Consider the following 26,991-nt stretch of genomic DNA (forward strand, 5'->3'; position numbering starts at 1 on the left):
CCAGTACCCCGCGCACGCCTACACCGACGGCTACATCGCGCCCGAAGCACTGCAACAGAACCAGCCCCCCGAGCAGCTCGGCGAGGCGCAGGATCGTTTCGCGCTGGCTGTCATCCTGTTTCAACTGCTGAATCAGGGGATTCATCCTTATCAGGGGGTTCCTAAAGGGAAGATTTCGCTACCGGCTACCAATGGGGAGCGCATCAAGGCTGACTTATACCCCTACGGGCAAACGCCCCATGAACGGCTCGCACCCTCGCCTTGGAGCGTCCATAAACAGTTACACACCGACATTCAAACCCTTTTCGATCGGTCGTTTACGCCACCACATGCCGAACGCCCCTCTGCCGCTCAGTGGACAGCGCAACTGAGAAGCCATCTCGCTCCCGGTCCAAATGCGCTAAAGCACTGTCCGCAACACCCTGAACAGCCGGTATTCGGCGACGGCTGCGCAATCTGCACAAAAGTTCATCCAGCGGCCAAGGTACAGAAGAACGATCCTCGGCCCTTGCGAGCGAAAGGCCGCTCGATCATTCGACGCCTGCAAGCCCTGTCGCTAGGCCGACAGCTTGCGCTTGGCATCGCGGTATTGGTCACGCTCAACGTCGGCGGGGTCTTATACCACACTCACGACACCCGACAGCTGCGCAACCCTGATGTTTATCTCTCGAACGGCTGGGAAAGTATGGATGGCAGAGGTCAATGGGTACTCGAAGTGTCCGCCACCCGCCCGTCTCGTGGCAGCTGGCAGCTCACCGCTTTCGAACTTAATGGCGTAGAAGCAACGGTTTATCCTGAAGGGCCTACCGTCGACGGCAGGTTCCGCATCGTTCCTACCCAAACCACCCGGCCCGGACAACGCCATACCGCCAGGGCCATGCTTGAGTACAAACCGAATAGAAGAAAGCCAGTCCGAGTCTTTCGGCAATGGCCTGTATACCAGCCCAACCCGCCTTATGCCTTGATAGAGGGCGTCGACGTCTTTGGCGATGGAGCCCACTTCCTCGAACTACGCCCCCAACAAACCTTCTCAGAGTCGAAACTCGGCGTCGGAGCAATGGAACGGCTTGGGCGTCCCGTCTTCACACAAACCGGAGATAGCGTGCTCATCCGTGCCTTCAGTCGCCAGTCGCGCAACGGACAATGGCTTGGCGGCCCTCTGTTGAGCTTCGACTTGGAGCCCGATGATTCATGGCAACTCCGGGGCGCTTTGCTCCCACCGCCGGACACCAGTTTAGAGTTCGGCGAAGCGTTTCAAATCAGCTCCGACGGCCAACACATCGCCGTGCTTGCGTGCGAGTACGCGACCCGTTGCGACCAAGTGCATTTTTTCGGTCGCCAAAGGGGTGAGCAATGGAAAGCTACAAGTACTGCCACCCTACCTTTTAGCTGGGAAGGCGACCCCTCTCAACCCACGCTCGCACTAAGCGGTAACGGGCTGACACTAGCCGCCGTAAAAGGCAATCGCATTCACCTGTTGCAGTACGAGGATGACGAAGCGTGGACACTGGTACAGAGTTTGCCCCTGCCTGAGCAAGAACGCACTGGACGGTTCGGCGCCGCTATACTCACTAACGCCGGAGACACACTTTACGTAATACGCCATAAAGCACCTGCCGACGACAGGGTGCTCGTCTACGAGCGCCGGCCCGACGGTAAATTCTTTCCCGCAACGCCAGTTCAACTAGCCCTCGATTTCGACGCCTTATCAGCTGGGCAAGAACTCGTAATGTCCGGCGATGAACAAACGCTCGCCTTCGTCAATAAAAGGCGCATTCACCTCTTTGAGCGAGACGGGGATCGTTTTAGAAAATTCCATGTTGTGGACGCCCCGCTTCAGTTCTTAACAAGCGCCAACTCAGCCAACTATTATGAAGGGTTCTCCCTGTCGTTCGAGGGGCAAGCACTCCTAACCGGACCTAACGAGCAGACTAGGACACCTTTCTCCGATGCGCCGGAAATCATGCTGTACAAGCGGCAGGACGACGAGTATGCAGCCACTTATCGCATCAACCTAGCAGGCTTGGTGCCATCGGGTATACGCGGGGTCAGCCTCTCGCCGAACGGCCATCATTATGTCGTTAGCGCAAGGGCGTCCGATCCGTTAGGCGCTGTAAACTTCTACCGCCTACCTTCCGGCACGGATTAAGCAAAAGTCGCTGCCCCCGCACAGGCGGGCGGCGACTTTTCTAAGATCAAGGGTTCTTCGCCGCTTTACGGCAGCAGTGAATAGACCCTATCAACGCCTTACCTACGACTTACGGCGCAGTAGCTTCAGCGCCGCGATCCCGCCGAACATCGCTGATGTCACGATGGCTATCGGTCACGGTGTACTCGGTCGCCGGCCCCCAGAATGCGCGACGAGCTTCGGTCGCATGCTCCGGGTTGTTACTCAGCTGGGCAATGTTCGCCAACCGGAACAAGGTCCCGATATTACCGCCACGACCGGTAGTGGGTGCAAAGTGGCCTTCGCCGGAGGTTTCAACCTGCGTCAAGATGCTGGAAGCATTCTGCACATTACGACGGTTGCCACTCGCCGGTGCCAACGTATCGCGAGAACTCCATAAGGCGATCACTTCGACGTGGGATGCGAGATCGTCGCGAATACGTGTGGTGAAGCGAGTATCCGGCTGCACCGGAATCACGCAATCGGCGCCGATCAAGTTGGCCGCATTGAACGATCCGCCGCCGCCTTGCGAGTGGCCGGCCGTACAGACCTTGTCGCCCAGAATGTCGCCGTAACGGCTACGCATAGAGTCCAATGCACTACTCATCTCGCGCCCGCTACCGGAACTCGACGTATTAGCCGCAGCCACCGCGATGCAGTGGGAAGCAACCGATTCCAACAGGCGACGGTACGTGGTAGCCGTACCGCCTGTACCGTTACCCCATACCAACACGTTGAAACGCGCATTGGGGTTCGAGCGGTCCGTTGGAATATAGTACGTCGAACTAACGCCCCGAACACGCTGCACACTGCACGGCCCGTCGTCGGACGCGTAGTTATACAGCCTGTCGAAACCCTCGCCTGGTGTGTCGGTCGCCGCAAAAGCAGCCGACGACAGCAACAAACCCGCCGCCATAACGGCACTTCCCCTAGCAAAATTCGTTATCGTCCTTTTCATAGAGTTGTCACCCTTTTTTAGTCGATTTTGGTTGTTGTGGCGTTACGGTGTGTCGCTTGCCCTCAACACCACATGCCTAACCCACGACCCGACGCTGCACTGTGTATCCACTTCCTGCCGGGGTGAGTCATTCTGCCTTCGGACAATTTCGCCCTTCCGGCAGCATTGCCCAAAGATTTATAACCTCCAGGCAATTCCTTCTTTTCGACATTTAAATTAGTGAAACTTTTAGCCGCTAATTATGATTTTTTATAGCAGCCAAGAAAGAAAGGTCAAGGAAACAAAAGTTCAAGAACAGGGACTTTCTGATACCCGAAGGCAGCTACGCCTGGCTCAGATTCATAGCCGTTTGCCCGCAACCAGACAAGAACAAAAGCCCTAGCAGGAGCGGGAATGCCCGACCTAAAAGCCCACAACAAGGAGAAGCAACATCAAGCTTTGGAGCCGCTGACAAACCGTCTTTCAAAGCGGCGACAGGTGGGCTTACGACGTCTCTATAAAAATTGCCATCGCTTATAATCGGCAGTAAGACACCCAACAAAAAAAGACCTCTCCAATTCTTTTGTATTGAGTTGTCACGATGTCTCATTCAAGAGACACATAAAAAACAATTAGACACTTCACTCATACTCAAAACAAAAACTCTGAACTATACTTTACCCAAGCTTTTAAAGGACCGGATCCGGCTTTTACCGATGGCGGCACATACCGAACAAACGCGCGCGCTCCGAAGGCAGCGACTTCTGCTGACAGTGCTGTGTGTAAGTCTCGCGCTGCACTACTTGGCAACTTATCGACCAGTGCAGACCAGCACAGCCACAAGGTTCGAGCTGCCGGCACTTACACTGGCGGCACCATTCGCGGCAACGGGCGATATGGAAATGGCGCTGATTCGCTTGCAGTTCGACGATGCGGGCCGGCTCGTCATCGATCCGGAAACGGAATCCGTGCTCGGCAGCGCCGCGGAAGCCTTGCCCCCCTCCGCCGGGGAAGCGGCGTTGGCCCATGCAAGCTTCCTCATCGAAAGGCAGTTCTCCACGGATAAGGCAGCGCAAGTAACCGCACTATTTCGCGATTACTGGCATTACCGGAGAGAGAAAGCCGCTTGGCGCGATCGGCACCCGGCGCCGCAGACCGTGGAAGAAGAGATAGAGCAGTTCGAGGCCCTGAGCCGTTTACAGGACGACACGCTCGGCACCGCGCTGGCGCAGCGTCTCTATGGCGAGCAGCGCCGTATGATGCTGCACATGCTGGAGGCATTGGAGGCCAACGCAGCATCGTTGCCGCCCCCTGAGTAACGATCGGCACCTCCACCACAACGACATGACGCTAACCAACCCTTAGTCCGGCGACTCCGAACATGCTTGCCAAAGATGCTAACTCTCTACGAAAACGGCGCCTGCACGGGTTGTGGCGGCTTGGGCTTGCCGCGAGCAGCGGCGTACTGTTGGCGCTCGCGGCACTTTATCCGCCTTGGTTCGCCCTGGCCTGGTTTGCTTTCGTACCGCTCCTGATCGCCCTGCGCGGCCTAACTGCGAAAGCCGCCTACGGCATCGGGCTGGTTGCCGGCCTGGCGCTGTTCGCTCTGTCCACGCATTGGATGATGGACTTTTTGAATCTACTCAAAGGTTACGGCCCGCTGCACGCTGCCGCGTTGGCCGCCTTGTATTGGTTTTACTGTGCTCAGTTAGTGGCTATCGTCGCTTGGCTGACGGTCCTCCTCGGCCGACGCTTCCCCACACTTTGGGTGTTTCCCCTCGTCTTGACGGCCGCGTTTGCCGGTTTTCCCACCTTGTTTTCGGTGCAAATCGGCGAGACGCAAAGCTTGTTTCCTGCCGCCCTGCAAGGCACCGCAATCGCCGGCGTTTATGGGCTGGATCTCGTCATCGGCTTGGTGAATGCGCTACTCGCGCAAGCGATGGTCGGGCTCTCCGGCAAGCATTCAGTCGCTACGCGCAGCGCGCTGGCGACACCGCTCGCCTATCTTGCGGTCGTGGGCTGGTTTACTTACGGCGTCGTCAGCCTCGGGTACTGGGATCGAGAAATTCAACGCTGGGATACGGTCGCGGTCGGCATCGTACAGCCGCATGAGCCGCCCAGTACCGACGAGCCGGAGCCACGCCCCGGTTTTACCCGCGCCTATTCCGTACCCATGGCACTGAGCGACCGGCTCGCCGAGCAATCGGTTGCTGTCATCGTTTGGCCGGAACTGCGCATGCAGCATTACTTCGGCCTCCCCCATGTGGAAACCGCCTTTCGGCATCAGGTCCGACAATGGCAAATACCCTTGGTGTTCCAGGATTTGGAAAGTAAACGCCGCGACGGCACTACCGTAAACCGCAATGCTTCGCTATTTATCGACGCCCACGGCGAAATGGCCGGCCGGTACGACAAGATAAAGCGCGTTCCTTTCGCCGAGTATCTGCCGTGGTTCGGCGAATGGCCGACGGCCAAAGCCTTCATCCGTAACTGGCTCGGCGAGTTCTACGGCGACATCAGCGCCGGCAGCGGGCCGGCGGTGTTCGAGCTCGATGGCTTCTCCCTCGTTCCCTTGATCTGCTACGAGGTCATGTTCCCTCGGTTTGCGGCCAAAGCCGTACCGAACGATGCCGCCTCGCCTATCTTGCTGGGCCAGTCGAATAACAGCTGGTTTGGCGAGACGCAACAGCCCTATCAGCACCTACACGCCTCGGTGCTGCGCAGCGTGGAGAATCGGGCGCCGCTGATACATGTCACCAACAACGGCCCCTCGGCCGTCGTGCTGCCCAGCGGGCGCATCCAGTTTCGGTCCGATTACCATCGAACCGCCGCCTATACGGTAAGCGTCCCAATCGACGCAGCGGCAGGTAACAGCTTTTATAGCCGCCACCCTGCCTTACTGATCTCCGCGCTTTATGGTTTGCTGGCGCTGATGCTCCTTTGGTGCTCGATGCCTGCCCGGTGGCGCAACGCCGTCGCAAGGGCCCATCGAACACGCCAAGGGACATAGTGCATGCCGAGCTCGTCGGCAAACATCGCACCCGATAGACGAATTATTCGATAATGATATGCGGTAAAAAGCGGGAGCTGTCCTTGGTGATCAGCGAGTCGTCCTCGCGGATACCGATACCGGCCGCTCGGTCGCCCACAATCCAGCTACCGACCAACGTGTAGGCATCGCCAAACCGCGGCAGCGGATGATAGGCCTGACGAATATACGGTGCATCCGTATAGGGTCCATCGACCGCAACCACGTCGCCGCTGCCCGTTCGAAGGGTGACGTTAGCGCCTTCTCGCGAAAAATACGGCTTACGCACCCAACCGGGCGGCAAGGTGCTCGTCGGCGCATCGTCGATAAAGGAAGGGAGTAGATTCGGATGCTCCGGGTGCATTTCCCATAACAGCGGGAGCACGCCCTTGTTAGACAGTATGGCTTTCCAAGGCGTTCGAACCACAGGGCTCCGGCGGAGGGCAGTAAGGCGCCGAACTCCTCGTGGAACATAAACTCCCACGGATAGAGCTTGAATATCGCTTCGATAACGTAATCGTCGAGGTCGGTAAAGCGGCCGCAGTCGCTGGCACCGATGTCTTCGATCGCGATAAAGCGTGTCTCAAGGCCCGCCTGAGCAGCACAATCCCGCATATACTGGACGGTTCCCCGGTCCTCTTCGGACTCCTGAACGCTGGAGAAATACACCGGCTGCGGCAAATTCGGCGCTAAATGAGCAAAGGCCTCGATCAACTTTTCTTGAATCGAGTTGTACTGGTCGGCATCGGCAGGTATCAGCCCCTGCTGTACGGCCTGTTCAAGCCAGACCCATTGGAAAAACGCCGACTCATAGAGACTCGTAGGGGTATCGTAGTTCAGCTCGTACAGCTTGGCCGGACTCTGCCCGTCATAGGCAAAGTCCAGCCTGCCGTACAAATGCGGCTGGCCGCTTTGCCAGCTTTCGCGGATGTAATCCCAATACGGCTCGGGAATCGCCAACTGCTTCAACAAGGCTTCATCGCGCACGGCCCGATCCACCAGATCCATGCACATTGCGTGGATCTCTGCCGAAGGATCTTCCAGATCGTCCTCGATCTGCCGTAGCGAGAAGGCATAGTATGCCGACTCATCCCAATACACGGCGCCGTCGATGGTGTGGAACTTAAAGCCAAGACTCTCGGCAAGCCCACGCCAATCGCGCCGTTCCGGGGTTACCACCCGCCGCACGACTTAGCTGCCCCAACCGCCGCGCGCCGCCGCGCCGGAGCCGAAACCGCTCCGCGAATTGGTGGTGGCGCGAGGTTGTTGCCGATTGTTGGAATCCACCGTGTGTTGCGGCATACGCGCGCGCGCGCTGCTCACCGCCCGATCCCAATCGCCGCGGGTAGCGCGATCGTAATAGATCGGTTGATGATATGCCGTCTGCCGACCGCTGCTGCCGATCATGTGCCCGACCATGAAACCTGTCATAGCGGGCACGAAGATGCTGCCGCCACCGACTTGATCGCAGCGCTCGAATTGCTGCTCGCAATGCTCCTGCGAGCCATAACGCGGCAACTGTCGACGCGCGGCATCGAAGCCGTCTTCGCAAGCGCGCGGGGTGTAGATCCCGGCGTCGATGCATGCCTGCACCGACTGATAGGCCGTGGCCGTCGAAGCCAGAGAGCGTTGCTGCGGTTGGCTGTCGCAAGCAAGTAAAAAGAATGGCGCCGCCCCCATGAGGGCAAGGCCGGCAAACTTACTCCGTTTCATCCCGCCCCTCCGATTAGTAGTAGGTCATGCTCGCCGCGTTCAGCAGGCCCACGCCGACGAAGAACGCTGCGGCTAAAATACCCGTAGCCATCTCGCCGTTCGCCACACGAGTTGGCAAATCGCGGATCGCCAGACGCAAGCCGTAGTAGGCCGCAATCTGAATAATCAAGGCCACGATTCCCCACAACACGCAGTCGAGCAGGCTAATCGACTGCGTAATCGCGCTGTGCAGCGGCAATACGAAACCGATAATCGCACCGCCAAAGGCAATCGCTGCCGCAGAATTCTTCTGCTTGACCAGCGTCCACTCATGATCCGGGGTGATCTTGGCGTAAATGAAGGAGAAAGCCGCCAGCAGAGCAACCGCAACCAGAAAATACAACAGGAAAGACGGGAATCCCGCCATGTAAACCGCAATTCTTTCAGCCATTCTTTCTTATTCCTTAAACAATATCGAGATCAGCTTCACTTACATCGACACCGACGCTGAATACCACGCAGTACTCCTCGCCGGTCTGTTCTGCCGAAACCAGCAGATACTCCAGCCGCTCCGCTCCCTCCACCTCGCGCTCATAAAGCATACAGAAGTGGCTGACGGTATATTCCGGGACGGAGTCGGAACCGGTAAACACCTCTTCGTCGAAGGTGACAGGCGGCGCTTTCTGCTGGCCTTCATCCCCCCACACACGGAAAAACGTCTTGCCGCGATGCTCGATCGTCTCGCGACCGATAACGCTCTCTTCCCCCAACCACTGGGCGAACGATTCCGCATTGGACGGGGTTTTCGTGTCGTCGAAGACGAAGAACTTGAGGTCGTCGACGTTGCCTGCGGTAGTATTAACCTGCACGAAGGCATCGTCCGTCAGGTAAAACCGATGCAGCAGGCAGCCGGCGCCTAGATCGACCGCGCCCCGTGCATCGATGCGCTGCGACCCGGCCGGCGGCGAGAAGACGAATTCGCCCTTGTTCAACTGAAACGGCAAGCCGTCCAGCTCGACGAAACCGGACAAGCGCAAACCATAGGGCGCCTGAGCGGACGCCTCCGCCTCACCGCTTCGCTGCTGCTCCTCCTTGCGAGCACGATAAGCCTTTTTGAAGAAGCCCAGCATTAGGCGACCTCCTCTGTTTCGGTCCAGTTAAGTGCGGCTGGATCGATCCGGGCGGAGGCCATGTAATACAACACATCGCCGCCCGCAACCGGCAACGCTACCGGCGGGTTCAACTGGAACTCGTCCCGGCCGCCCTTGCTCACACCCAGCAACGTCGCGTCGTGCTTAGTCTTAAACCAATTCATGAGCTGGCCAAACGGCTGTTCCTTGAACGTCTCCGGCAATTGCAACCGGTATTGCGTGGGGCCACGGGAGACGGAGAGCAGCTCGTTGACGATTTTCGACACGCCGGGATCTTGCGCCGAACGTACCAGCATTTCGATCGCCATACCTTGCGTACACTCAATGCGCGGAAAATGAGCCTTGAGCAGGTTGGCCGACTCTTCCGCCTCGCAATGCACGACCACATGCCCGACAGGGTTCAGCGCCCACACGGAAAATGCCGTCGCCAAGGCCTGCTCGTCGCTCTCGGCGTAAATCAACACGCTGTTCGCGGTGGCCACACCGGCACGCTGTAGCAGCGAAGGCTGCGCAAACGAATCGCCCCGCACAAACTTCACTTTATCCGGCATCGGGTTCTCGATGTCTTTGACGACGCAGAGCACGATCTCCGCCCGCCGCGTGGCATCGTCCTCCAACAGCTTATCGACCATCAACTCGGTCGCTTCGCCGTGATAGCCAAGCACCACCGTGTGGCCGGACAAATCCGAGTAATCGGTCCTGCCGCGCATACTCCGCCTCCAAAAGTCCACCAAGATCCCGGTCGTTTTACCGATCAGGGCCGCAAACAACGCAATCCCACCCGGGATTACCCACAAGGCGATCACCCAGCGCCCGGCGAGCGTTTCCGGGGAAAAATCGCCATAGCCGACTGTCGTTGCCGTCACGATGTAGAAATACACCCAAACGTCCGCGTCGGCGATGGACGCCTCGCCCGCCAGCGCAACCAGCGCCCAGGAGCTCAGCATATGGACGAGAAAGATCGCGAATAAGAACGCCCAGCTAACCTGAACGACTCGAACGCGCAGCTCGCTGAACAGCTTCACAAAAATGGGCATATCGCCACCCCGAACTCCAGTCGGCCCGCCGTTGGATAAAGCTACTCAGCACCGCCTGCTTCGCGCTTTTTCTTCAACCGTTCCAACACGGCGTTTGCGCTGCCGTTCTCGGCCTTAAGGCCGGCCGCCCGCAATTTCGCGTCCAGGTCGTCGCCGTTTTCCTCGCGCGCCACGGTCTCGGCCGCCTCCATCTGAGCAGCGCGCTCGGCTTGCTTACCTTTAATGCGTTCCAGCGAATCCAGCGCTGTCCGCAACGACGCATCTTGACCGCTGTGACGGGAGGCCACCGCCGCTTGCGCTCGCTGCACCGATGCCGTGGCTTTGACGCTATCGACCTGCTGCTTCAGGCGAACCAGTGTGTTTTCCGCCTGTTTGATCGACTTTTTCAGACTCGCGATGCTGGCATCGTAGTTCTCGACGACTTCGCGCTCGCTCGCGACATCGCCCTCTAGCTCGGCAATCCGCTCGGCGATTTCGATCGCCAAGCTCTCGTCGCCCTTCTCCAACGCCATCGACGCGTAGCCTTCCAGCTCATCCAGCTTCTTCTGTTTGGCGTCGAGTTTGTCGCCGGCGAGCTTGCGCTGGGCCATGACGTTGGTCAGGTCCGTGCGCGACTTGCGCAACGCTTCGTTAGCGTCGCGAATTTCCTGATCGAGAATGCGTAACGATTGAGAATCGACGATCGCTTCGCCAACTTCGTTTGCGCCGCCCCGAATAGCGGTGACCATTTTCTTTAACAGGCTCATAGTCAGTTCTCTTTCAATAACGGCTTAATTTATGCAGCAAGGAAGTCCTGAAACGATTCAGCGGCATCGATCGCGTTCTCGGCCACTGCGTTCAACTCTTCCTCAACACTGGTCAACAAGGAACGGCTCGACAGTTGGCCATAACAAATATAAACATCCTGGCCATTGTCGCTCCGAATCAGTCCGATACTGGTTAACGGGCTGATCGGCCCACTGAACAGGGCTGCTTCATTGAACTTGGCCCGGTCCGATACCTGGTCGGCCGCCCACAACGTCGCGACCGCAAAAATCTGCTCGCCCGACACGGTCACTTGAACCGGCAAATCGCCGTACTCATGCATCGTCACATTAATCGCCTGCTCGCTGCCCTCCAGCAGCTCGACGCTGAAAGCGCCATCCTGCGCAGCATCGGAAGCCTCCAGCGCTTCGGCCAGAGAAGACGTCGTCCACTGAGTAGCCATCCCGCATGTCTCCTGCGTTGAACGTAAAAAAACAATCGTGCATTCAAGTGCGCCGCCACACCGCGCATGAAAAAGTAAGGCGATTCGCAACCGCGAACAGAGACGCTCCGCGCAGCAGCCTAACGCACCTTCCGCACTCGGATGGGCGGCAATCGGATACGAAGCTCGATACGAAGTGGCGCATGGCCTATGCGCGGCGAAATCCCCCCAAAGATCCCTCTTTCCGCTACCCGATCAAACCCCTGTTACTCGGTAAGCGGATCATATCCAGATAAGCATAATGCTAATTCTATCATTGAGAATAAACTACTGGAAAATGCACGGGGCTGACAAGATTTTGCTCAGCAAAATCTCGACGCGCACACACCCCGCGGCAACGACGGCGGCCCGCTGCGAGGCGGGAGCCGCCAGCATATCCGACTCTGCATTTAATCCTGCTGAGCCTGCAACATGTAATCGACCGTCAGCGCCGCGAGCGTTTTGATACCCGTTACCAGCGCGGCGTCGTCTACCAAAAACTCGGGCGAATGATTAGGGGCTGCATGGCCGGGATTCTCCATCGGCGTTACACCTAAGAAAAAGAACAGCCCCGGCACTTCCTGCGCGTAGTACGAAAAGTCTTCCGAACCGGTCACTAACGGCGACTCCACCACATGAGGGGCGACGCGCTTTAGCGTCGGCAACATTTGCGCGGTCAACGCCGGATCGTTCACCGTCGTCGCATAGTTCTCGATGATCGCAACATCCGCTTCCGCACCGGCGGCAAGCGCAATATGTTCCGACGTGCGCCGAATGTCCTCGTTGACCTGTTTCTGCACCTCATCGTCAAAGGTACGGATGGTGCCGGTCATTTCGACGGAATCCGGAATGATGTTATGCCGGGTGCCTCCGTGAATGGTCCCGATGCTTACCACCGCGCGCGGCGGCATAATATTGGTCTGACGGCTGACCACCGTTTGCAGCGCGTTGATGATCTGCGCGCTCGTCACAATGGGATCGACGCCGTCCCAAGGCTGCGCCGCATGCGACTGCCGACCGGAAACCGTAATGTGAAGATCGCTGCTACTCGCCATCACCGGACCGCTGCGGTAAGCCACCACGCCGGTCGGCGCCGCCGAGGTCACATGCAAACCGAAGATGACGTCTACCTCCGGCGCCTTTAGCACGCCCTCCTCAACCAACTGCCGCGCTCCGAAAAAACGCTCGCCGTCGTACACATAGTCGCTCGGCCCCTCCTCGGCCGGCTGAAAAATAAACTTCACCGTCCCCGGCAATCGATCCCGAACGCCTGCCAATACCTCCGCGGTCGCCAGCAAAATTGCCACGTGGGCATCGTGACCGCAGGCATGCATCACATAACGCTCCTCGCCGTGATACATCTGCCGCACGGTCGAGGCATAAGGCAAACCGGTTGCTTCTTTAACCGGCAGCGCGTCCATATCCGCCCGCAAGGCAACCACAGGCCCCGGCTCGCCGCCACGCAAGACAGCGACCACCCCGGTCGTGCCGACCTCCGTTTCCACTTCCATGCCGAGCTTGCGCAAATGCTCTGCAACCAAACCCGCCGTTCGAAACTCTTGGTTACCTAACTCAGGATGTTTGTGGATATCGTGCCGCCACGCGATGGCCTTTTCCTCCAAGGCTTCGGCATATGCCGACACCTGCTCCGCCAGCGACAACCCCGCCGCCGACGATGGCGACGCCATTAAGGAAAACAAGAGCGGCGAGGCGTACGTTAATTTCTTATACATCGTGGTGTCTCCTCCTACAGTGGGTAGCAGCAGCCTGATGACGCTTGTTCTTCTTATGAGTCGTCAAGTTTGACGATGCGGAAAATCTGCCGGTGGCTACACGGCAACCGGCACGGCAGGCATGAAGGCCATGGCATGCGTTGATGATGTCTGTTGACGAAGCATTTGCCGATAAACGGCAGGCGAGGTACCGAACCAAGCATGAAACGGGCGATAAGATGGAGATGTCTGGCGGTAACCGAAGACAATCCCTACAAGATCTTAACGACGCCGTTGCTGTTTCCGGCACTGTTGAGTAAGCCGATGCACTTAAAGCCATAGCGCAGCTTCCTAACGCGATAAACTGAGTATGGCAGGTGCCAGCCGAGGGGCTACCGACACCCTTCGTTAAACTCGGTTTCCGCCAGCCCTGGCAGGGCCACAAGTGCAATCGGTACCAAGGCAGGCGCGCCCTGGAGCCATGCCCGAATCTTAAAAGACGCCCCGAACCCCGACGATATTCAGCTGCACGTCTTCTGTGCCGAGATATTGCGACCAAAACACATCGAGCTGAGCACCGCTTCGGTTGCCGATCGCAACGCCCAAGCGATAACTCAACCCGTAGGAGCCGGAACGCTCCGTGCCGCAAGCCATTGGGGAGGCGCCATTGGCGCCAGCGGAACACTCATGGCGGCTAAGGCCTACGCTCGATACCGCCCCGACCACAAACGGATCGAGCGCCCCGTTTGGCCGCAGCCGGTAACGCAAGTATCCGTCGCCCTTGCCCCATATGCCGTTGTCAGCGTCTTGATCCCGCATTCCAAGCGAGAAGCCATACCCCAAACGCGGGCTGGCCTCCCACTCAAAACCAAACGCTATTAAAGCGCCATCCTTGCCGGCATCATCTTTAAACCCGCCCTGAAGATAATCCACGCCAGCGGCAAGCCGTACTCGTTCGGCTTGCACCGGCCAAGCAAGGAGAAGAGCTAAAAGGCAGAAAAACCAGCGCACCATGCTGAGAACCATCCTTGTTATTATCGCGTTACAAACGTCAACTTACGCGCAGGCCGCCTCGCGGCCGTTAGCTGACGCTAATAAAGACATGCATGATAAAAGAATTCGAGCCGAAAGTGACCCCTACCCCACACTCTTCCGACCGGCGCTCCGCAACCAAACGCTAACCCAAAGCCCTACCTCGGATGGCTTCGCCTTTGACAGAAGGCGTCGGCACTGCCAACCCGTACCGAGACCATATCGATGGCTGTCTGAAAAGAAAAAGCACCGGTGGCAGCAAGCGCCGCCACCGGTTCGACCACGGGTAATGGCTTAGAAATCGACGGTCGTCGTTTCGCCAGCCTGCACGGTCGCCGCTTGGACACCTTGAAAGCTCAGCTCGTCGCCCGCCACTTCCGGATCGTCCAGCTCGCCACGGCAAGTAAACGCAACCGTATACTCCCCCGCCGGAAGGAACGCGGCATGATAGCTATTCGTCCCATCCTCGCGCACCGAAGCCGTCGTCAGCGGGCCAGGCTCGCTGCCCAGGTCGGTCGGCTCGACATCGCGCCCGTCGAAAATATACACCACATTAACGGCATTTTCGGGATCGCAGCTGTCGTCAGTCAGCCGCTCCGAGAACACCTCGCCGGCAATCGCGCCTACCTCGGTGTTGTCCACCAAGCGCAGCGTCGGCCGCAGTCGATAATCGTCCGAGCCATTACCCGGATTCAGCACCGATTTGCGCAGATCGAAATCGATGGTGAAATCGGCATGGCCGTTAACCGGTACCGTAAACCCGCGTTGCAGCTTCAAACCGGTTTGCGCTCCGCTTGGCACCCATAGCGGATAGGTATCGCCGGTATCGAGTTCGATATAACCCGGCGTGTCGGCCAGTTTCAGGCGCATCCAGCTATAAGCGCCGGCTGGCACCGTTTCGCCATCCAGCAGCGCCTTCGAAACGCCGCCCTGCAATTCCAGCAGATCAATGCGGCGCGCGTCCTCAAAGTCGAACTCGATTCGCTGCCCCGACGCGGGCTGGAGCGTTACGCCGGTAAAATCCACGTAAACCGCTCGCGCGCTATCGACCGGCGCATCCGTAACGGCCAGCGACAGCGTGCCGGTGTCGGAGCCATTACTGTCGCCGTCACATGCGCTCAAAAGCGCCGCCATGCCGAAAGCGGCAGCAGGTAAAATAATCGACCGAGAAATGCGATACGTCATTTGGATTCCTTCCAAAGCTTACGAGTCTTTTCGTCGGGATGTTTTCAACATCCGTCTTCTTCCAAACACGCAACGCACAAGAAGATGGTTCCATCGCGGCAGTGGTCGTCATTCTTTTGTAATACCTGCGCGCTAGCATCGATTCGCTGTTCCTAATGGAGTGATGGTGTACAGCCTTGGAAACCGTCCGCGCGCTCGTTAACCCGGTTCCGTCTATCACGCCTTATCACACGGTGAACGAGGTCGGCGACCTATTGCTCAGCGATGTCTATCGCGACGCGCTTTCGTTGCCTATTGTGGAAGCCGGCAAACCCGTTGGGGCCATTACGCGACACACTGTTATGCGTATCTTCCTCAACCGCTTCGGCCGCGAGATCTTTGGCGACAATCCGGTCGGTAAGTTCATGGACCGGGAGCCGATTATTGTCCAGGCTAACAGCTCCATCGAAACGGCGAGCCAACAAGTCAGCGAGCGCATCCGGCTCCCGCTTACCGAAGACTTCATTCTGGCGGACGGCGAGCAATACGTCGGGATGGGGGCGGTACTCTCCCTGCTCAGCCTGCTGCAAACGCAGCTTGAGCAGCGCTCGCAGGCGCTTGCGGAAGCCAATGTCAGGATTCGCGCCTCGCAAGCGCAACTGATTCAGTCGGAGAAAATGGCCTCCTTGGGGCAGATGGTGGCGGGCGTCGCGCACGAGATCAACACCCCGCTGGGCTATGTCGGCGGCAACCTACAAACCGCCCAACTTCTGCTTGAGGACCTGCGTCAGGGCCAACAAGCAGGGCGCGATTTATTAGCCGCCTTGCTAGCCCCGGCTACCAGCCCCGAACAACTGGAGCAGACCGTTGCCCATGCCGGCACCTTGTTAGGCGCCGACGCGCCCGACTTCACCGCCGATCTCGACACGCTATTTGCCGATGCACTATACGGAGTCGAGCAAATCACAGACTTGGTCGGCAACCTCAAGGACTTCAGCCGCTTGGATCGGGCGGCGAGCGAAAACGTCGATATCGTCGACTGTATCGAGAGCGCACTCAAGATCGGCCACAGCCATCTCAAACACCGCGTCGAGGTCGTCCGCGACTTTGACGCGGTTCGCCCCATTAGCTGTATTCCCTCGCAGCTGAACCAGGTATTCCTCAACCTCTTCGCTAACGCCGCGCAAGCAATTGAAGGCAAGGGCAAGCTGCTCATTCGCGTAAAAGAGGAAACCGCGGGGATTCGCATACAAATACAGGACAACGGGCGCGGCATTCCCCCCGATGTTCTAGACCGGGTCTTCGACCCGTTCTTCACCACAAAGCCGGTAGGCCAGGGAACCGGGCTCGGCCTGTCCATTTGTTACCAGATCGTGCAGCAACACAAGGGCCGCATCGATGTCTGGTCGCGCGAGGGCGTGGGCACGCGATTTTCCATCCTGCTGCCCTTCACAGGCGAGACCCAAGCAACCGTGGAGCAAGCCTTATGACTACGCGAGCACGAGTTCTGTTCGTCGACGACGACGAGCGCATCCTCCGCAGCCTGACCTTATTGTTCCGTAGCCGATACGATGTCACCAGCACGGTGGACGCCCAGGAAGCATTAGAAAAACTGCGGCACGGCCAGTTTCACGTTCTGGTCAGCGATCAACGCATGCCCGCCATGACCGGCGTCGAGCTACTACGCGAGGCCCGCGAGATCGCCCCGGATACCGTGCGTATGCTCCTAACCGGCTACTCGGATCTTGCCGCGATTGTCGGCTCGATCAACGAAGGCGAGATTTTCCGCTTCATCAATAAACCCTGGGATGTGGGCAACCTGCAAGCCACGCTTCAGCAAGCGGTCGAGATTGCCTGCACGACCAGCGCGCCAAAAGCCGACGGGATTATCGACATAACAGAGAAAACACTGGCCCGGCTTGCCGTTCTCGACACCGAAGGCGGACTGCATCGGCTGCTGCTTCAAGGCAGCTACGACGCAAGCCAGCTCCGCCATTACACCAGCGTCAAGCAACTACTCGAAGGCCTACAGCACGCGCCGCCGGCCGTGCTGGTTACCGATGTAACCACAGCGGAAGGCGACATCTCCGACCTTGTTAAAGGCCTCAAACGCGAGCACCCGGAAATGCTCACCCTGGTCGTCACCGCCTTTCAAGACGCCAAGCTGCTCACCGAGCTCATCAACGAAGCCCAGGTCTACCGCGTCTTACCGCGTACGGCATCGGCCACCCTTCTCCGCAGCGCCGTGGAAGCCGCCTTTACCCGCCATGCGTTGTTACAGCGGCTGCCGTCGCTCACCCGCCGCTATACGGTAGACACCCCCAGCCGAACGGCCAATGCGGGCATCTCCGCGCAGCTCGGCGGCTACCTGCAACGCCTTCGGGCGCGGCAGAACTCGCTCGCATAAATGCGGCGACGCGCTCGCGGGAGAGCATGCCATCCGTCGGCCATGCTCCCCGCTGTTGCGGCAAAGCGAACCCGTTGAATCACGCGATACGCGTTTCCCGCTCCGGATCGAACAACACAGCGCGCGCCATATCGACTTGCAACGGCAGCCTGTCGCCAGGGGTAACGTTTTGTTTCGGGCTGACGCGGGCATTGACCTCGTCCTCGCCCAGCCGTACCCGTAACAGAATATCCGCCCCGGTCGGCTCCGCCACGGTCACTTCGGTGGTCAACGGGTGCGTGTTCGCGTCCTCCTCGCCCCACGGCGTACGCTCGCTGATGTGCTCCGGCCGCAAGCCCAGCACGACCCGACGCCCCACCCAAGCATCCAAATCCGGTGTCGTCCGCGCAGCGGGAAACGGCAGCCGATAAGGGTCGCTAGCGGCGCCGATCGCCAGGCTAATGCCGTGCTCGTCACGCACCAACTGCGCCGGGATGAAATTCATCGACGGCGAGCCCATAAAGCTGGCGACGAACATGTCTACCGGATCGTTATACACTTCGTCCGGCGTACCTAGCTGTAGCAGCCGCCCTTCTCGCATCACGGCAATCCGGTCGGCGAGCGTCATAGCCTCGATTTGATCGTGCGTCACATACACAATGGTTGTGCCCAGCGTCTGATGTAGCTTTTTGATCTCGGTGCGCATTTCCACCCGTAGCTTGGCATCTAAGTTGGAAAGCGGTTCGTCGAACAAATACACCGTCGGCTGGCGCGCAATCGCCCGCCCCATCGCCACGCGCTGGCGCTGGCCGCCGGAGAGCTGGGAGGGCTTACGGTCCAGCAACGGCGTGATTTGCAACAGTTTCGCCACCCGCTCAACCGTCGCCTCGCGCTCAGCTTTGGGGACTTTGCGCATTTCAAGACCGAAAGCGATGTTCTGCCGTACAGTCATGCTCGGATACAGCGCGTAGGACTGAAACACCATGGCGATATCCCGCTCCGCCGGGGTGCGCCAGGTCACCTCTTCGTTACCGATGAGGATGCTACCGTCGGTAACCGGCTCCAGGCCCGCTATCGCGTTCATCAAGGTGGATTTACCGCACCCCGAAGGCCCTACCAGAATTAGGAATTCTCCCGAGTCGATAGAAAGGCTTACTTCCCGCAGAACGCGGGTCCGACCGAAGTCTTTACGGACATTTCTTATTTCCAGTGCTGACATTTCGCTGACTCCATTAACCTTTTACCGAACCGGCGGTAAGCCCGCGCACGAAGTATTTCCCGGCCAAGACATAAACCAACAGCGTGGGTAGCGCCGCGATCATGGCCGCCGCCATATCGACGTTGTACTCGCGCACGCCGGTGGTGCTATTCACTACGTTATTCAGCGCCACCGTGACCGGTTGCGTTTCGTGAGAGGAATACGCCACGCCGAAGAGAAAATCGTTCCACACCTGGGTGAACTGCCAGATGACCGTCACCACGATGATCGGAGTCGAGACGGGTAGCAGAATGCGAAGAAAGATTCGGAAAAACCCCGCGCCGTCGAGCTTAGCGGCCGCAATCAACTCGTCCGGCACGTTGACGTAATAGTTACGGAAAAACAGCGTGGTAAAGGCAATGCCATAGACCACATGCACTAATACCAAGCCGGTCGTGGTGCTGCCTAGCCCAAGCCAACCCAGCGTTTGCGCCATCGGCAGCAAGATGACCTGAAAGGGGATGAAGCAGCCGAACAACAGCATGCCGAACACCCACTCCTGCCCCTTAAAGCGCCACTTGGTCAGGGCGTAGCCGTTCAAGGCGCCGATGGCGGTGGAAATCACCACCGCGGGCACGACGATTTGCACCGAATTCCAGACGTAGCCGCCGATCCCCTCGCAGCGGATGCCGGTGCACGCCTCGCTCCAGGCGTGAAGCCAGGGCTGGAAGGTGATCTCCCGCGGCAGACTCAGCAGGTTGCCGGCACGAATATCCTCCAGCGTTTTCACCGACGTCAGCAACATGACCAGCAGCGGCGCCAGGTAAACCACGGCCATGAAAATCAGCGCTGCGTAAATGCCGCCTCTTGCCAGCAGAGCCCCTGGCGTTTGTACGCGAATGACGTTATCCACGGTCGCGACTCCTCAATTCGGAATACAGATACGGAACGATGATGGCGAGCACGCCGGCCAGCATCATCATCGCGCTCGCGGCCCCCATGCCGATCTGAGAGCGGCTAAAGGAGAAGTCGTACATGAACGTTGCGGGGAGATCGGAGGCATATCCCGGACCGCCGCCGGTAAGCGCCACCACCAGATCGAAACTCTTAATGGCGATATGCGCCAGAATCATGACGGCGCTGAACAGCACCGGCCGCAGGCAGGGCAACACCACTCGCCAATAGATGCGCGGCAGGCTGGCGCCGTCGAGTTGCGCGGCTTTGATGATGCTATCGTCCACCGCCCGCAAGCCGGCGAGGAATAAGGCCATGACAAAACCCGAGGCCTGCCAGACACCGGCGATGACCAAGGTATACACGGCCATATCGGGATTCACGAGCCAGTCGAAGGTGAAGCTCTCCCAACCCCAGTCACGCACCACCTGCTGAATGCCCAGACCGGGGTTGAGAATCCACTTCCAGGCCACGCCGGTGACGATGAAAGACAAAGCCATGGGGTAAAGATAAATCGTCCGGATCGCGCCTTCGTGGCGAATCCGCTGATCCAGCAAAATTGCCAGCACAATCCCGATGGCCAGGCAGATCGCGATGAATAGCGCCCCGAATATCACTAGGTTCGTGGACGCCACCAACCAACGATCGTTACTCAACAAACGCGCATACTGCGCAAACCCCACGAACTCGTAGCTGGGCAACATGCGCGAGTTGGTCAGCGAGAGCACGAAGGTCCAGAGCATGAAGCCGTAGACGAAGAACAAAGCGGCAGCGACGGACGGCGCCAGCACCAGTTTCGGCAGCCAAGCCTGTAACCAATACGCCCCATTGCGGCGGACGCGGCTGGCCGAATTTGGCGCAAACAGGTGCCCTGCCCGTGGCTGTACCGAAGCACGGGTATTCATATTTCACCTCGGGGAATCAAGCCGACGGGGCAGCCCCCGCCGGCTAGCCAGTAGAGATCAGCCGGCAGCGCGCACCGCCCGAGCCAAACGCTCGGCGGCTTCCTCGGCGGTCATTCGACGGCTATTGAAGTAGTTGGTCACCACGTCGAATATCGCCCCTTGCGCATCGGAACTCACAGCCATTCCATGCGCCATACTCGGCACCAAGGTGCCGGCGTCGGCACTGGCTTTGAAATCGGCCATCGACTTAACCGCGCAACTATCGAAGCGGCTCATGTCGAGGTCCATACGGGCGGGAATCGACCCTTTGGCCAGGTTGAAGGCTTCTTGAAAGGCCGGCTCCATCGACAATCTGGCTAGGTCCAACTGCGCCTCGCGCGCGCGCGCGCCGGATACTTTGAACATCGCCAGGCTGTCGACGTTATAGGTAAAGGTATGATCGGTGCCGGGCACCCCCATGCAGAGAAAGTCCTCGCCCGCGGTGAGTCCCGCAGCCGTTAGCTCGCCCTTGGCCCAGTCGCCCATAATCTGAAAGGCCGCTTGCCCGTTCACTACCATCTGAGTGGCGGCATTCCACTCCCGACCGGGCGCGTTGGGGTCCATATAATCGCGTAAGCGTTTGAAATTCTTTAAAACCTCGATCATGGTATCGCTGGCCAAGGCTTCCTGATCCAGCTCCACCATGGCTTGCCGGTAGAAATCCACACCGCCGATACCGAGCAGCATGGACTCGAATACAGTCGCATCCTGCCAAGGTTGCCCGCCGTGGGCGAGCGGAATGTAGCCGGCTTCTTTGATCGCCTCGGCAGCCTCGAAGAACGCCTCCCACGTCGTCGGCATGTCATCGACGCCGGCGGCCGCAAGCACCTCGGGGTTAGCCCAGAACCAGTTCACCCGGTGCACGTTCACCGGCACAGCGACGTAATCGCCGTCATGCTGCATGGCTTCGATGATCACCTCGGGCAGCAACGCTTGCCAACCGACTTCTTTCGCAACCGTGTTGATCTCGCCGAGAAACCCCAGCGAACCCCACTCCTGAATGTCTGGCCCTTTAATCTGGGCGGCTACCGGCGGGTTGCCCGCCACCGCCCGCGAACGCAGCACCGTCATCGCGCTCTCGCCGCCGCCGCCGGCCACGGCAAAGTCGCGCCATTGGTGCCCGCGCTCTTCCATAAGGTCTTTCAGCACACCGACCGCACGCGCCTCGCCACCCGATGTCCACCAGTGCAGCACCTCGACGTTATTAGCCTGAACTTGGCCCATAGTTAGGGCCCCAACGACGGCCGCCGTCAGCACAGATCGTTTTAATAGATAATTCATGACCGTATTTCTCCTCCAAATCTTTTTTTATGCGCAGTGCTCTATAAGGCACGATTTAACGTTACGACACCGATTTGGGGAAAACACGTAACAAAGTGCTACGAACTATTACCGCTTTGTTACCGAGCTGTAACATTGCAGGAATCGCTCAGACAGCGAGCAGCCAGCTCAAGCGATGAGATCGCCATTATCGGTCGGCAAGCTAAGCGAAACTTCCAAACCGCCTTCCGGATGATTGCGCAACGCCAGTCGCCCGCCGTGGCGTTGCAGAATATGCCGCGCGATGCCCAGCCCCAACCCGGTACCTCCGGTGTGGCGACTGCGGGAGCGCTCCAGACGCACATAGGGCTCGAACACACGCTGTATGTCCGCTGCCGGAATACCCGGCCCCTGATCGCGAATAATAATGTGTAATGCCCCGGCCTGCGGCTGTAGATAAACGTCGGCGCATTGCCCGTAGAACACTGCGTTCTCCAACAAATTCGCCAAACAGCGCTTAAACGCGACCGGCTTAACACGGATAGCCGGCGCATCGCCATGCACCCGCACCTCCCCGCCCTGCTCGGCCAAATCCTCGGCTAGCTGATGCAACAAGGCCCCCGGCTCGATCCACTCGGGGTTTTCATGCAGATCCATCCCCTTCACGGAAGCCAAAGCTCCGCGCACCAGCAAATCGAGCTCATCCAAAGAAGCGATAAATCGCGTGCGCTGCTCTGCATCCTCCAGCATTTCGGCCCGCAAACGCAGCCGGGTGATCGGCGTTTTCAGATCATGGGAGATAGCCGAAAACAAGCGCTCTCGTTCTTCTACCTGTTGGCGAATCCGTGCCTGCATGCGGTTGAATGCTTTCGCCGTTGTCCTAATCTCGCGGGGCCCGGCTTCGGTAACCGGCTGGGCCTGCAAGTCGTATCCCAAAACATCGGCCGCCCGCGCCACATTCGCCAACGGGCGAGTAACCCAACGGATACCGATGAGCGAAAGCCCGATCACCGTAAACACCAGCACCAGCATGACGAACATCCGATCCTCGGATAACCACCGCTCGCCGCTCAGCAGATCGGGCACCGGCAACAGCGCCGCCACATACAGCCACTGCTCCGGCTCAAGCTCCATTTGCACAACGAGAATCGGCGGCGAGATCGGCTCCAGCAGCAGGCTGTAATGTGCCCAACGAGGCGGCAGGTCGGTCAGTAGGACATCGTTATTCAACACCCGCAAATCTTCCGCGCGGAGAACTCGATCACCGCCTCGGTAATCCCCAGCTCGTCGGATAGCACCTGATTAACGTTATTAACGATCAAGGCCTTCTCGGGGCTATCGCGCAGATCCTCAACCGTTAACCGCTCGCTGTTAACGCTGACGAAAAAGCGCGTCCCGCCCATTTGCCGCAATTGTTCCAACACAATGTGTCGGTACTCCACCGGCAGAGAGCGGAAAAAGCGCACAGTCGAGGCGATGCTATACGCCACGTTGCGCGAGAGCTCGTCGACCTGCTCCAGATGACGATCCCGAACCTGGCTGCTCCATACGGCGTAGCTGACCAGCTGCGCCGACAGCACGCCCATCACCATAATCAGCACGAAACGGCCGCGCAGCGAGCGCGGCAATAGCCACCGCATTACCCCGCCGCCTCCACCGGCACGGCTAGCACGTAACCGGCTCCCCGCACCGTACGAATGAGCTGCGAACCCTCCGCGCCCTCGCCCAGCCGCTGACGTAACCGGCACACATGAACGTCGATGGAGCGATCCAAAGGCGGGGCACGCCGGCCACGGCTGAGATCGAACAGGGCTTCGCGAGACAACACCTGCTCCGGGTGCTCCAGAAAAACGGATAACAACAAATAATCCGCCCCGGAAAGCGGCGAGCGTCGGTCTTGCTTGTCGATCAACTCGCGCGTGACGCGATCCAAACGCCAGTCGCCAAAACGCACCACCCGCGCGGTTTCGACCGACGCCGACGACTGCACCCGACGCAATACGGCTTTAATCCGCGCCAACAGCTCGCGCGGATTAAAAGGCTTCGCCAGGTAATCGTCGGCACCGAGCTCCAAACCGAGAATGCGGTCGGTTTCGTCGGCGCTCGCGGTCAGCATGATGATGGGAAGATCGCTCTGCGAGCGCAGGCGACGACAGATCGTGAAACCATCGTCTCCCGGCAGCATAATATCGACAATCAGCAAATCCGGGCTGTGCGTCGCCAACACGCGGCTGAGCGCTTCGCCGTCTTCTGCGGTCAGGGTTCGATAACCATGACGGCCAAGATAATCCGCCAATAGATCGCGGATCTCGGCATCGTCGTCAACGATCACCAGAGTCTGGGCGTGTGTCGTCATAATAGGTTTGCGGGGTGTTCCCCGTCTCTTATCTCCTCCAGGCAAACACGATCATGCGCCAGCCGCTTCCGCCAGCGCAAGTCATAGTTAGCCGTTCAGCGACACTCGTACTCCATTTGCCGCGCTCTGCTGTGCCGCTTCCAGCACTTGCAGGCACCATAGCCCTGCCGCCGCCGGCACCGGCGGCGGCCCTTCGCCACGAACGGCATGCGCCAACTCACGATAGAAGAGGCCATAATCGCCGGGCCGAGACGGATACGCCTGCGCCGACAAGGCCGTGGTTAGAACGCCATACCGCGCCTCCGGCTCCTCCCCCCAGCCCTTACCGCCCGGCGTCGCACCCGCCCTCAACGCGGCTTCCTGCGGGTCCAGGCCGTACTTCACGTAAGACCCCTCGACACCGTGCACCGCCAGCCGTGGCGCTTGCCCCGCCACCAAAGTGCCGGCGTGCAAAATCGCCCGGCGCGTACCCCAAGCGAGCACCAGGTGAAAATAATCGTCCATCACCGCCTGCGCTCGCTGCGCCTGAACATCCGCCCAGACCCACTCCGGCAGGCCGAACAGGGCAACCACCTGGTCGATCAGATGCGGCCCCAGGTCGTACAGCAGACCGCCGCCCTCCACAGCCTCCTCGCGCCAGTTCTCCTTGATAGCCGGCCGGAAACGGTCGAAATGCACCTCCCAAGTATGCACCTCGCCTAAGCGCTCCTGCGCCAGCAGCTCGCAAACGGTCAAGTAATCGTTGTCCCAACGGCGGTTATGAAAAGGTACGACTAGACGATGGCTAGCTTCAGCCTGCCGTATCAAATCGGCGGCATCGGCCGCGCGCGTTACCATAGGTTTATCCACCACGACATGCAGCCCTTGTCGCAGCGCCTTCTTAGCCAGCGGATAGTGGCTAGCGTTTGGGCTGGCTACCACGACCAAATCCAACAAGCGGTCCGCCAACAACGCCTCGGCAGAGGAATACACCCGCACGTTGGGATAACGCCGGTGTACCGCCTCCTCCCGCGATGTCGAGACCGCCGTCAACTCGTAATCCTCCAGAGCGTCGAGCCAAGGGGCATGAAAACACTCCCCCGCCAGCCCAAAGCCGATTAGCCCTACCCGAAGTGGCGACATGACTCCTCCGTTTTTTGTTGGTTTTGCGAACAGAACGGCGCAGGGACGGCAATGCCTCTGTTAACCCCTGCCGCCTTTCGCTGTGTGCGTTCGACATACTCGCCGCGATGAGCAAGATCCGGAACAAACCTGGCACTCGAAAGCACGACGAACTAATGTAAAGGACACTAAGGAAAGTTAGGGAATTACCATGGAGCCGGTCTTTTCCAACAATAACGCAAACGGACTGACCACAGAAATCGTCGACACGCTGATCCCACTGTTCGAGGAAACCAGCGCGGGCGCTATCGCCGTCGACTGCGAGGCGCGGATTACCTGGATCAACCGCTTTTATGCCCACGTGCTCGGCGTCAGCGACCCCGCCGCCCTCATCGGCAAGCCTATTATCGAGATAATTCCTGCCAGCCGAATGCACGAAGTGGTTCGCACAGGCGTGCCGATTCTGCTCGATATCATGGAATTGCGCGATCTGCACCTGGTCGTTACACGGCTGCCGGTGCACGATGCTCGTGGCGAAGTCACCGGCGCCGTTGCTTTTGTCCTCTTCGACGATCTGCAACCGCTGACTCCCTTAATTGCCAAGTACCGGCGCTTACAACAAGAATTGAGCGCCGCCCGACGCGCATTGGCACGACGCACCACGCGTTACGATCTATCCGACTTCGTCGGCGCAAGCCCTGGCGCACTGGAAGTCAAGCGCCGCGCTCGGCTGGCAGCGCGCCGCAATGTCCCCGTTTTGCTGCTCGGCGAAACCGGTACCGGCAAGGAAGTCCTGGCCCAGGCTATTCATGCCGCCTCGCCTAGAGCGGACCGCCCCTTCGTCGGCGTCAACGTCGCGGCGGTTCCGGAGAATCTGCTGGAGGCGGAATTTTTCGGCGTCTCGCCCGGCGCCTACACCGGCGCCGATAAACGGACCCGAGAAGGCAAATTCCAGCTTGCCGATGGCGGCACCTTGTTTCTCGACGAGGTCGGGGATATGCCGCTACCGCTCCAAGCCAAGATCCTCAGAGCGCTCCAAGAGCGCGAGGTGGAGCCACTAGGCTCAAATGCGGTGAAAGCGGTCGATGTCAGGGTCATCGCAGCAACCAGCCGCGATCTGGACGCGATGGTTGCCGAAGGTAGCTTCCGTTCGGACCTCTACTACCGCCTCAATGTGCTGCAAATTCATGTGCCTCCGTTGCGGGAACGGCTTAACGACATAGGCGTGCTATGCGAAGCGTTACTGGAGGAGTTGGCGGCCGGCGGCGAAATTCGGGCCGATATTACTCCCGAGGCGCTACAACTGCTCAGCCGCCACCACTGGCCCGGCAATGTCCGGGAGCTACGCAACGTGCTAGAGCAAGCGATAACCCTTGCCGAAGACCCCAGCTATATCGATATCGCCGATCTACTGCCGGTCCTCCCCAACAACACGTGGCATAGCGAGCGCCCCGTGATCATCGAAAACGGCATTCAACCGCTGTCGGCCGTGTTGGCGGAGGCGGAGCAGGCAGCGATTCACAACGCCCTACGCCTAACCGGAGGCAATAAAAGCCAAGCGGCGCGCCTGTTGGGTATTTCCCGCTCCGTCTTATACGAAAAGCTCAGGAAAGTGTCCGAAACTCCGGACATATGTCTGGAATAAAA

At 59.0% G+C, this 26,991-nt stretch carries 24 protein-coding genes and 1 pseudogene; 6 read left to right on the plus strand and 19 right to left on the minus strand.

Going from position 1 to position 26,991, the window contains the following annotated elements:
• Positions 1–2,149 (plus strand): hypothetical protein (locus CAI21_RS23420; RefSeq protein ID WP_220348946.1); only part of this gene is annotated, 2,149 nt, incomplete at its 5' end.
• A gap of 109 nt (positions 2,150–2,258) precedes the next feature.
• Here CAI21_RS23420 and CAI21_RS20605 read toward each other — a convergent pair.
• Positions 2,259–3,083 carry a hypothetical protein gene (locus CAI21_RS20605; RefSeq protein ID WP_116304025.1) on the minus strand — a complete coding sequence of 275 codons (825 nt, stop codon included), beginning with the start codon at positions 3,081–3,083 and terminating at the stop codon, positions 2,259–2,261.
• Positions 3,084–3,820: 737 nt separating this feature from the next.
• Here CAI21_RS20605 and CAI21_RS20610 point away from each other — a divergent pair.
• Complete coding sequence (locus tag CAI21_RS20610) at positions 3,821–4,423, plus strand: hypothetical protein (protein ID WP_116304026.1); 603 nt, start codon at positions 3,821–3,823, stop codon at positions 4,421–4,423.
• Positions 4,424–4,485: 62 nt separating this feature from the next.
• Positions 4,486–6,114 (plus strand): apolipoprotein N-acyltransferase, encoded by a 1,629-nt coding sequence (gene lnt / locus CAI21_RS20615; RefSeq protein ID WP_116304027.1) that lies wholly within the window; start codon positions 4,486–4,488, stop codon positions 6,112–6,114.
• A 43-nt stretch (positions 6,115–6,157) separates the two neighbouring features.
• Here the strand turns inward: lnt and CAI21_RS26175 are convergent.
• The 10 genes and pseudogenes from CAI21_RS26175 to CAI21_RS20665 form a co-directional block, all read right to left on the minus strand.
• Positions 6,158–7,320 (minus strand): annotated as a pseudogene (locus CAI21_RS26175) (glutathionylspermidine synthase family protein).
• 3 nt (positions 7,321–7,323) lie between these two features.
• Positions 7,324–7,845 carry a DUF1190 domain-containing protein gene (locus CAI21_RS20625; protein ID WP_116304028.1) on the minus strand — a complete coding sequence of 174 codons (522 nt, stop codon included), beginning with the start codon at positions 7,843–7,845 and terminating at the stop codon, positions 7,324–7,326.
• A 13-nt stretch (positions 7,846–7,858) separates the two neighbouring features.
• Positions 7,859–8,275 carry a DUF350 domain-containing protein gene (locus CAI21_RS20630; protein WP_181919562.1) on the minus strand — a complete coding sequence of 139 codons (417 nt, stop codon included), beginning with the start codon at positions 8,273–8,275 and terminating at the stop codon, positions 7,859–7,861.
• Positions 8,276–8,288: 13 nt separating this feature from the next.
• Complete coding sequence (locus CAI21_RS20635) at positions 8,289–8,954, minus strand: DUF2491 family protein (RefSeq protein WP_116304029.1); 666 nt, start codon at positions 8,952–8,954, stop codon at positions 8,289–8,291.
• Positions 8,954–10,012, minus strand: a complete 1,059-nt coding sequence (locus CAI21_RS20640) for an ion channel (RefSeq protein ID WP_116304030.1) — start codon at positions 10,010–10,012, stop codon at positions 8,954–8,956. The genes CAI21_RS20635 and CAI21_RS20640 overlap by 1 nt, the downstream gene beginning before the upstream one ends.
• 41 nt (positions 10,013–10,053) lie before the next feature.
• Positions 10,054–10,758, minus strand: a complete 705-nt coding sequence (locus CAI21_RS20645; RefSeq protein ID WP_116304031.1) for a PspA/IM30 family protein — start codon at positions 10,756–10,758, stop codon at positions 10,054–10,056.
• Positions 10,759–10,787: 29 nt separating this feature from the next.
• Positions 10,788–11,219 carry a YjfI family protein gene (locus CAI21_RS20650; RefSeq protein WP_116304032.1) on the minus strand — a complete coding sequence of 144 codons (432 nt, stop codon included), beginning with the start codon at positions 11,217–11,219 and terminating at the stop codon, positions 10,788–10,790.
• A gap of 428 nt (positions 11,220–11,647) precedes the next feature.
• The gene (locus tag CAI21_RS20655) at positions 11,648–12,970 is read right to left on the minus strand and encodes an amidohydrolase (protein ID WP_116304033.1); all 1,323 of its coding nucleotides are present in this window, start codon (positions 12,968–12,970) and stop codon (positions 11,648–11,650) included.
• A 471-nt stretch (positions 12,971–13,441) separates the two neighbouring features.
• Positions 13,442–13,963, minus strand: a complete 522-nt coding sequence (locus tag CAI21_RS20660; protein ID WP_116304034.1) for a hypothetical protein — start codon at positions 13,961–13,963, stop codon at positions 13,442–13,444.
• A 312-nt stretch (positions 13,964–14,275) separates the two neighbouring features.
• Positions 14,276–15,166: a DUF4382 domain-containing protein gene (locus CAI21_RS20665; RefSeq protein WP_220348948.1), complete on the minus strand. Its 891-nt coding sequence runs from the start codon at positions 15,164–15,166 to the stop codon at positions 14,276–14,278.
• A 176-nt stretch (positions 15,167–15,342) separates the two neighbouring features.
• Between CAI21_RS20665 and CAI21_RS20670 the strand changes: the two genes are divergently transcribed.
• Both CAI21_RS20670 and CAI21_RS20675 read left to right on the plus strand, forming a co-directional pair.
• Positions 15,343–16,635, plus strand: a complete 1,293-nt coding sequence (locus CAI21_RS20670; RefSeq protein ID WP_220348950.1) for a sensor histidine kinase — start codon at positions 15,343–15,345, stop codon at positions 16,633–16,635.
• Complete coding sequence (locus tag CAI21_RS20675) at positions 16,632–17,552, plus strand: response regulator (protein ID WP_116304035.1); 921 nt, start codon at positions 16,632–16,634, stop codon at positions 17,550–17,552. The genes CAI21_RS20670 and CAI21_RS20675 overlap by 4 nt, the downstream gene beginning before the upstream one ends.
• Before the next feature lie 79 nt (positions 17,553–17,631).
• On the opposite strand, the gene CAI21_RS20680 is transcribed toward CAI21_RS20675, so the two are convergent.
• The 8 genes from CAI21_RS20680 to CAI21_RS20710 all read right to left on the minus strand — a co-directional run bounded on the left by CAI21_RS20680 (position 17,632) and on the right by CAI21_RS20710 (position 25,365).
• Positions 17,632–18,750, minus strand: coding sequence for an ABC transporter ATP-binding protein (locus tag CAI21_RS20680; RefSeq protein ID WP_116304036.1), 1,119 nt, complete (start codon positions 18,748–18,750; stop codon positions 17,632–17,634).
• 13 nt (positions 18,751–18,763) lie between these two features.
• On the minus strand, positions 18,764–19,642 hold the full coding sequence (locus CAI21_RS20685; protein ID WP_116304037.1) for a carbohydrate ABC transporter permease: 879 nt from the start codon (positions 19,640–19,642) through the stop codon (positions 18,764–18,766).
• Complete coding sequence (locus CAI21_RS20690) at positions 19,635–20,588, minus strand: carbohydrate ABC transporter permease (RefSeq protein ID WP_116304038.1); 954 nt, start codon at positions 20,586–20,588, stop codon at positions 19,635–19,637. The genes CAI21_RS20685 and CAI21_RS20690 overlap by 8 nt, the downstream gene beginning before the upstream one ends.
• A 57-nt stretch (positions 20,589–20,645) precedes the next feature.
• Positions 20,646–21,908, minus strand: a complete 1,263-nt coding sequence (locus tag CAI21_RS20695) for an ABC transporter substrate-binding protein (RefSeq protein WP_116304039.1) — start codon at positions 21,906–21,908, stop codon at positions 20,646–20,648.
• A 168-nt stretch (positions 21,909–22,076) separates the two neighbouring features.
• Positions 22,077–23,120: an ATP-binding protein gene (locus CAI21_RS20700; protein WP_220348953.1), complete on the minus strand. Its 1,044-nt coding sequence runs from the start codon at positions 23,118–23,120 to the stop codon at positions 22,077–22,079.
• Complete coding sequence (locus tag CAI21_RS24295; RefSeq protein ID WP_220348956.1) at positions 23,114–23,527, minus strand: hypothetical protein; 414 nt, start codon at positions 23,525–23,527, stop codon at positions 23,114–23,116. The genes CAI21_RS20700 and CAI21_RS24295 overlap by 7 nt, the downstream gene beginning before the upstream one ends.
• Entirely contained in the window at positions 23,527–24,243 is a 717-nt protein-coding gene (locus CAI21_RS20705) for a response regulator (RefSeq protein WP_116304040.1), read from the minus strand. The genes CAI21_RS24295 and CAI21_RS20705 overlap by 1 nt, the downstream gene beginning before the upstream one ends.
• Positions 24,244–24,330: 87 nt before the next feature.
• Positions 24,331–25,365, minus strand: coding sequence for an oxidoreductase (locus tag CAI21_RS20710; protein ID WP_116304041.1), 1,035 nt, complete (start codon positions 25,363–25,365; stop codon positions 24,331–24,333).
• A gap of 190 nt (positions 25,366–25,555) precedes the next feature.
• Here CAI21_RS20710 and CAI21_RS20715 point away from each other — a divergent pair, with 190 nt between their 5' ends.
• Complete coding sequence (locus tag CAI21_RS20715) at positions 25,556–26,989, plus strand: sigma-54 interaction domain-containing protein (RefSeq protein ID WP_116304042.1); 1,434 nt, start codon at positions 25,556–25,558, stop codon at positions 26,987–26,989.
• Positions 26,990–26,991: the final 2 nt, after the last annotated feature.

The organism is Alkalilimnicola ehrlichii, assembly GCF_003399765.1.
In the GTDB taxonomy this organism is placed as follows: domain Bacteria; phylum Pseudomonadota; class Gammaproteobacteria; order Nitrococcales; family AK92; genus AK92.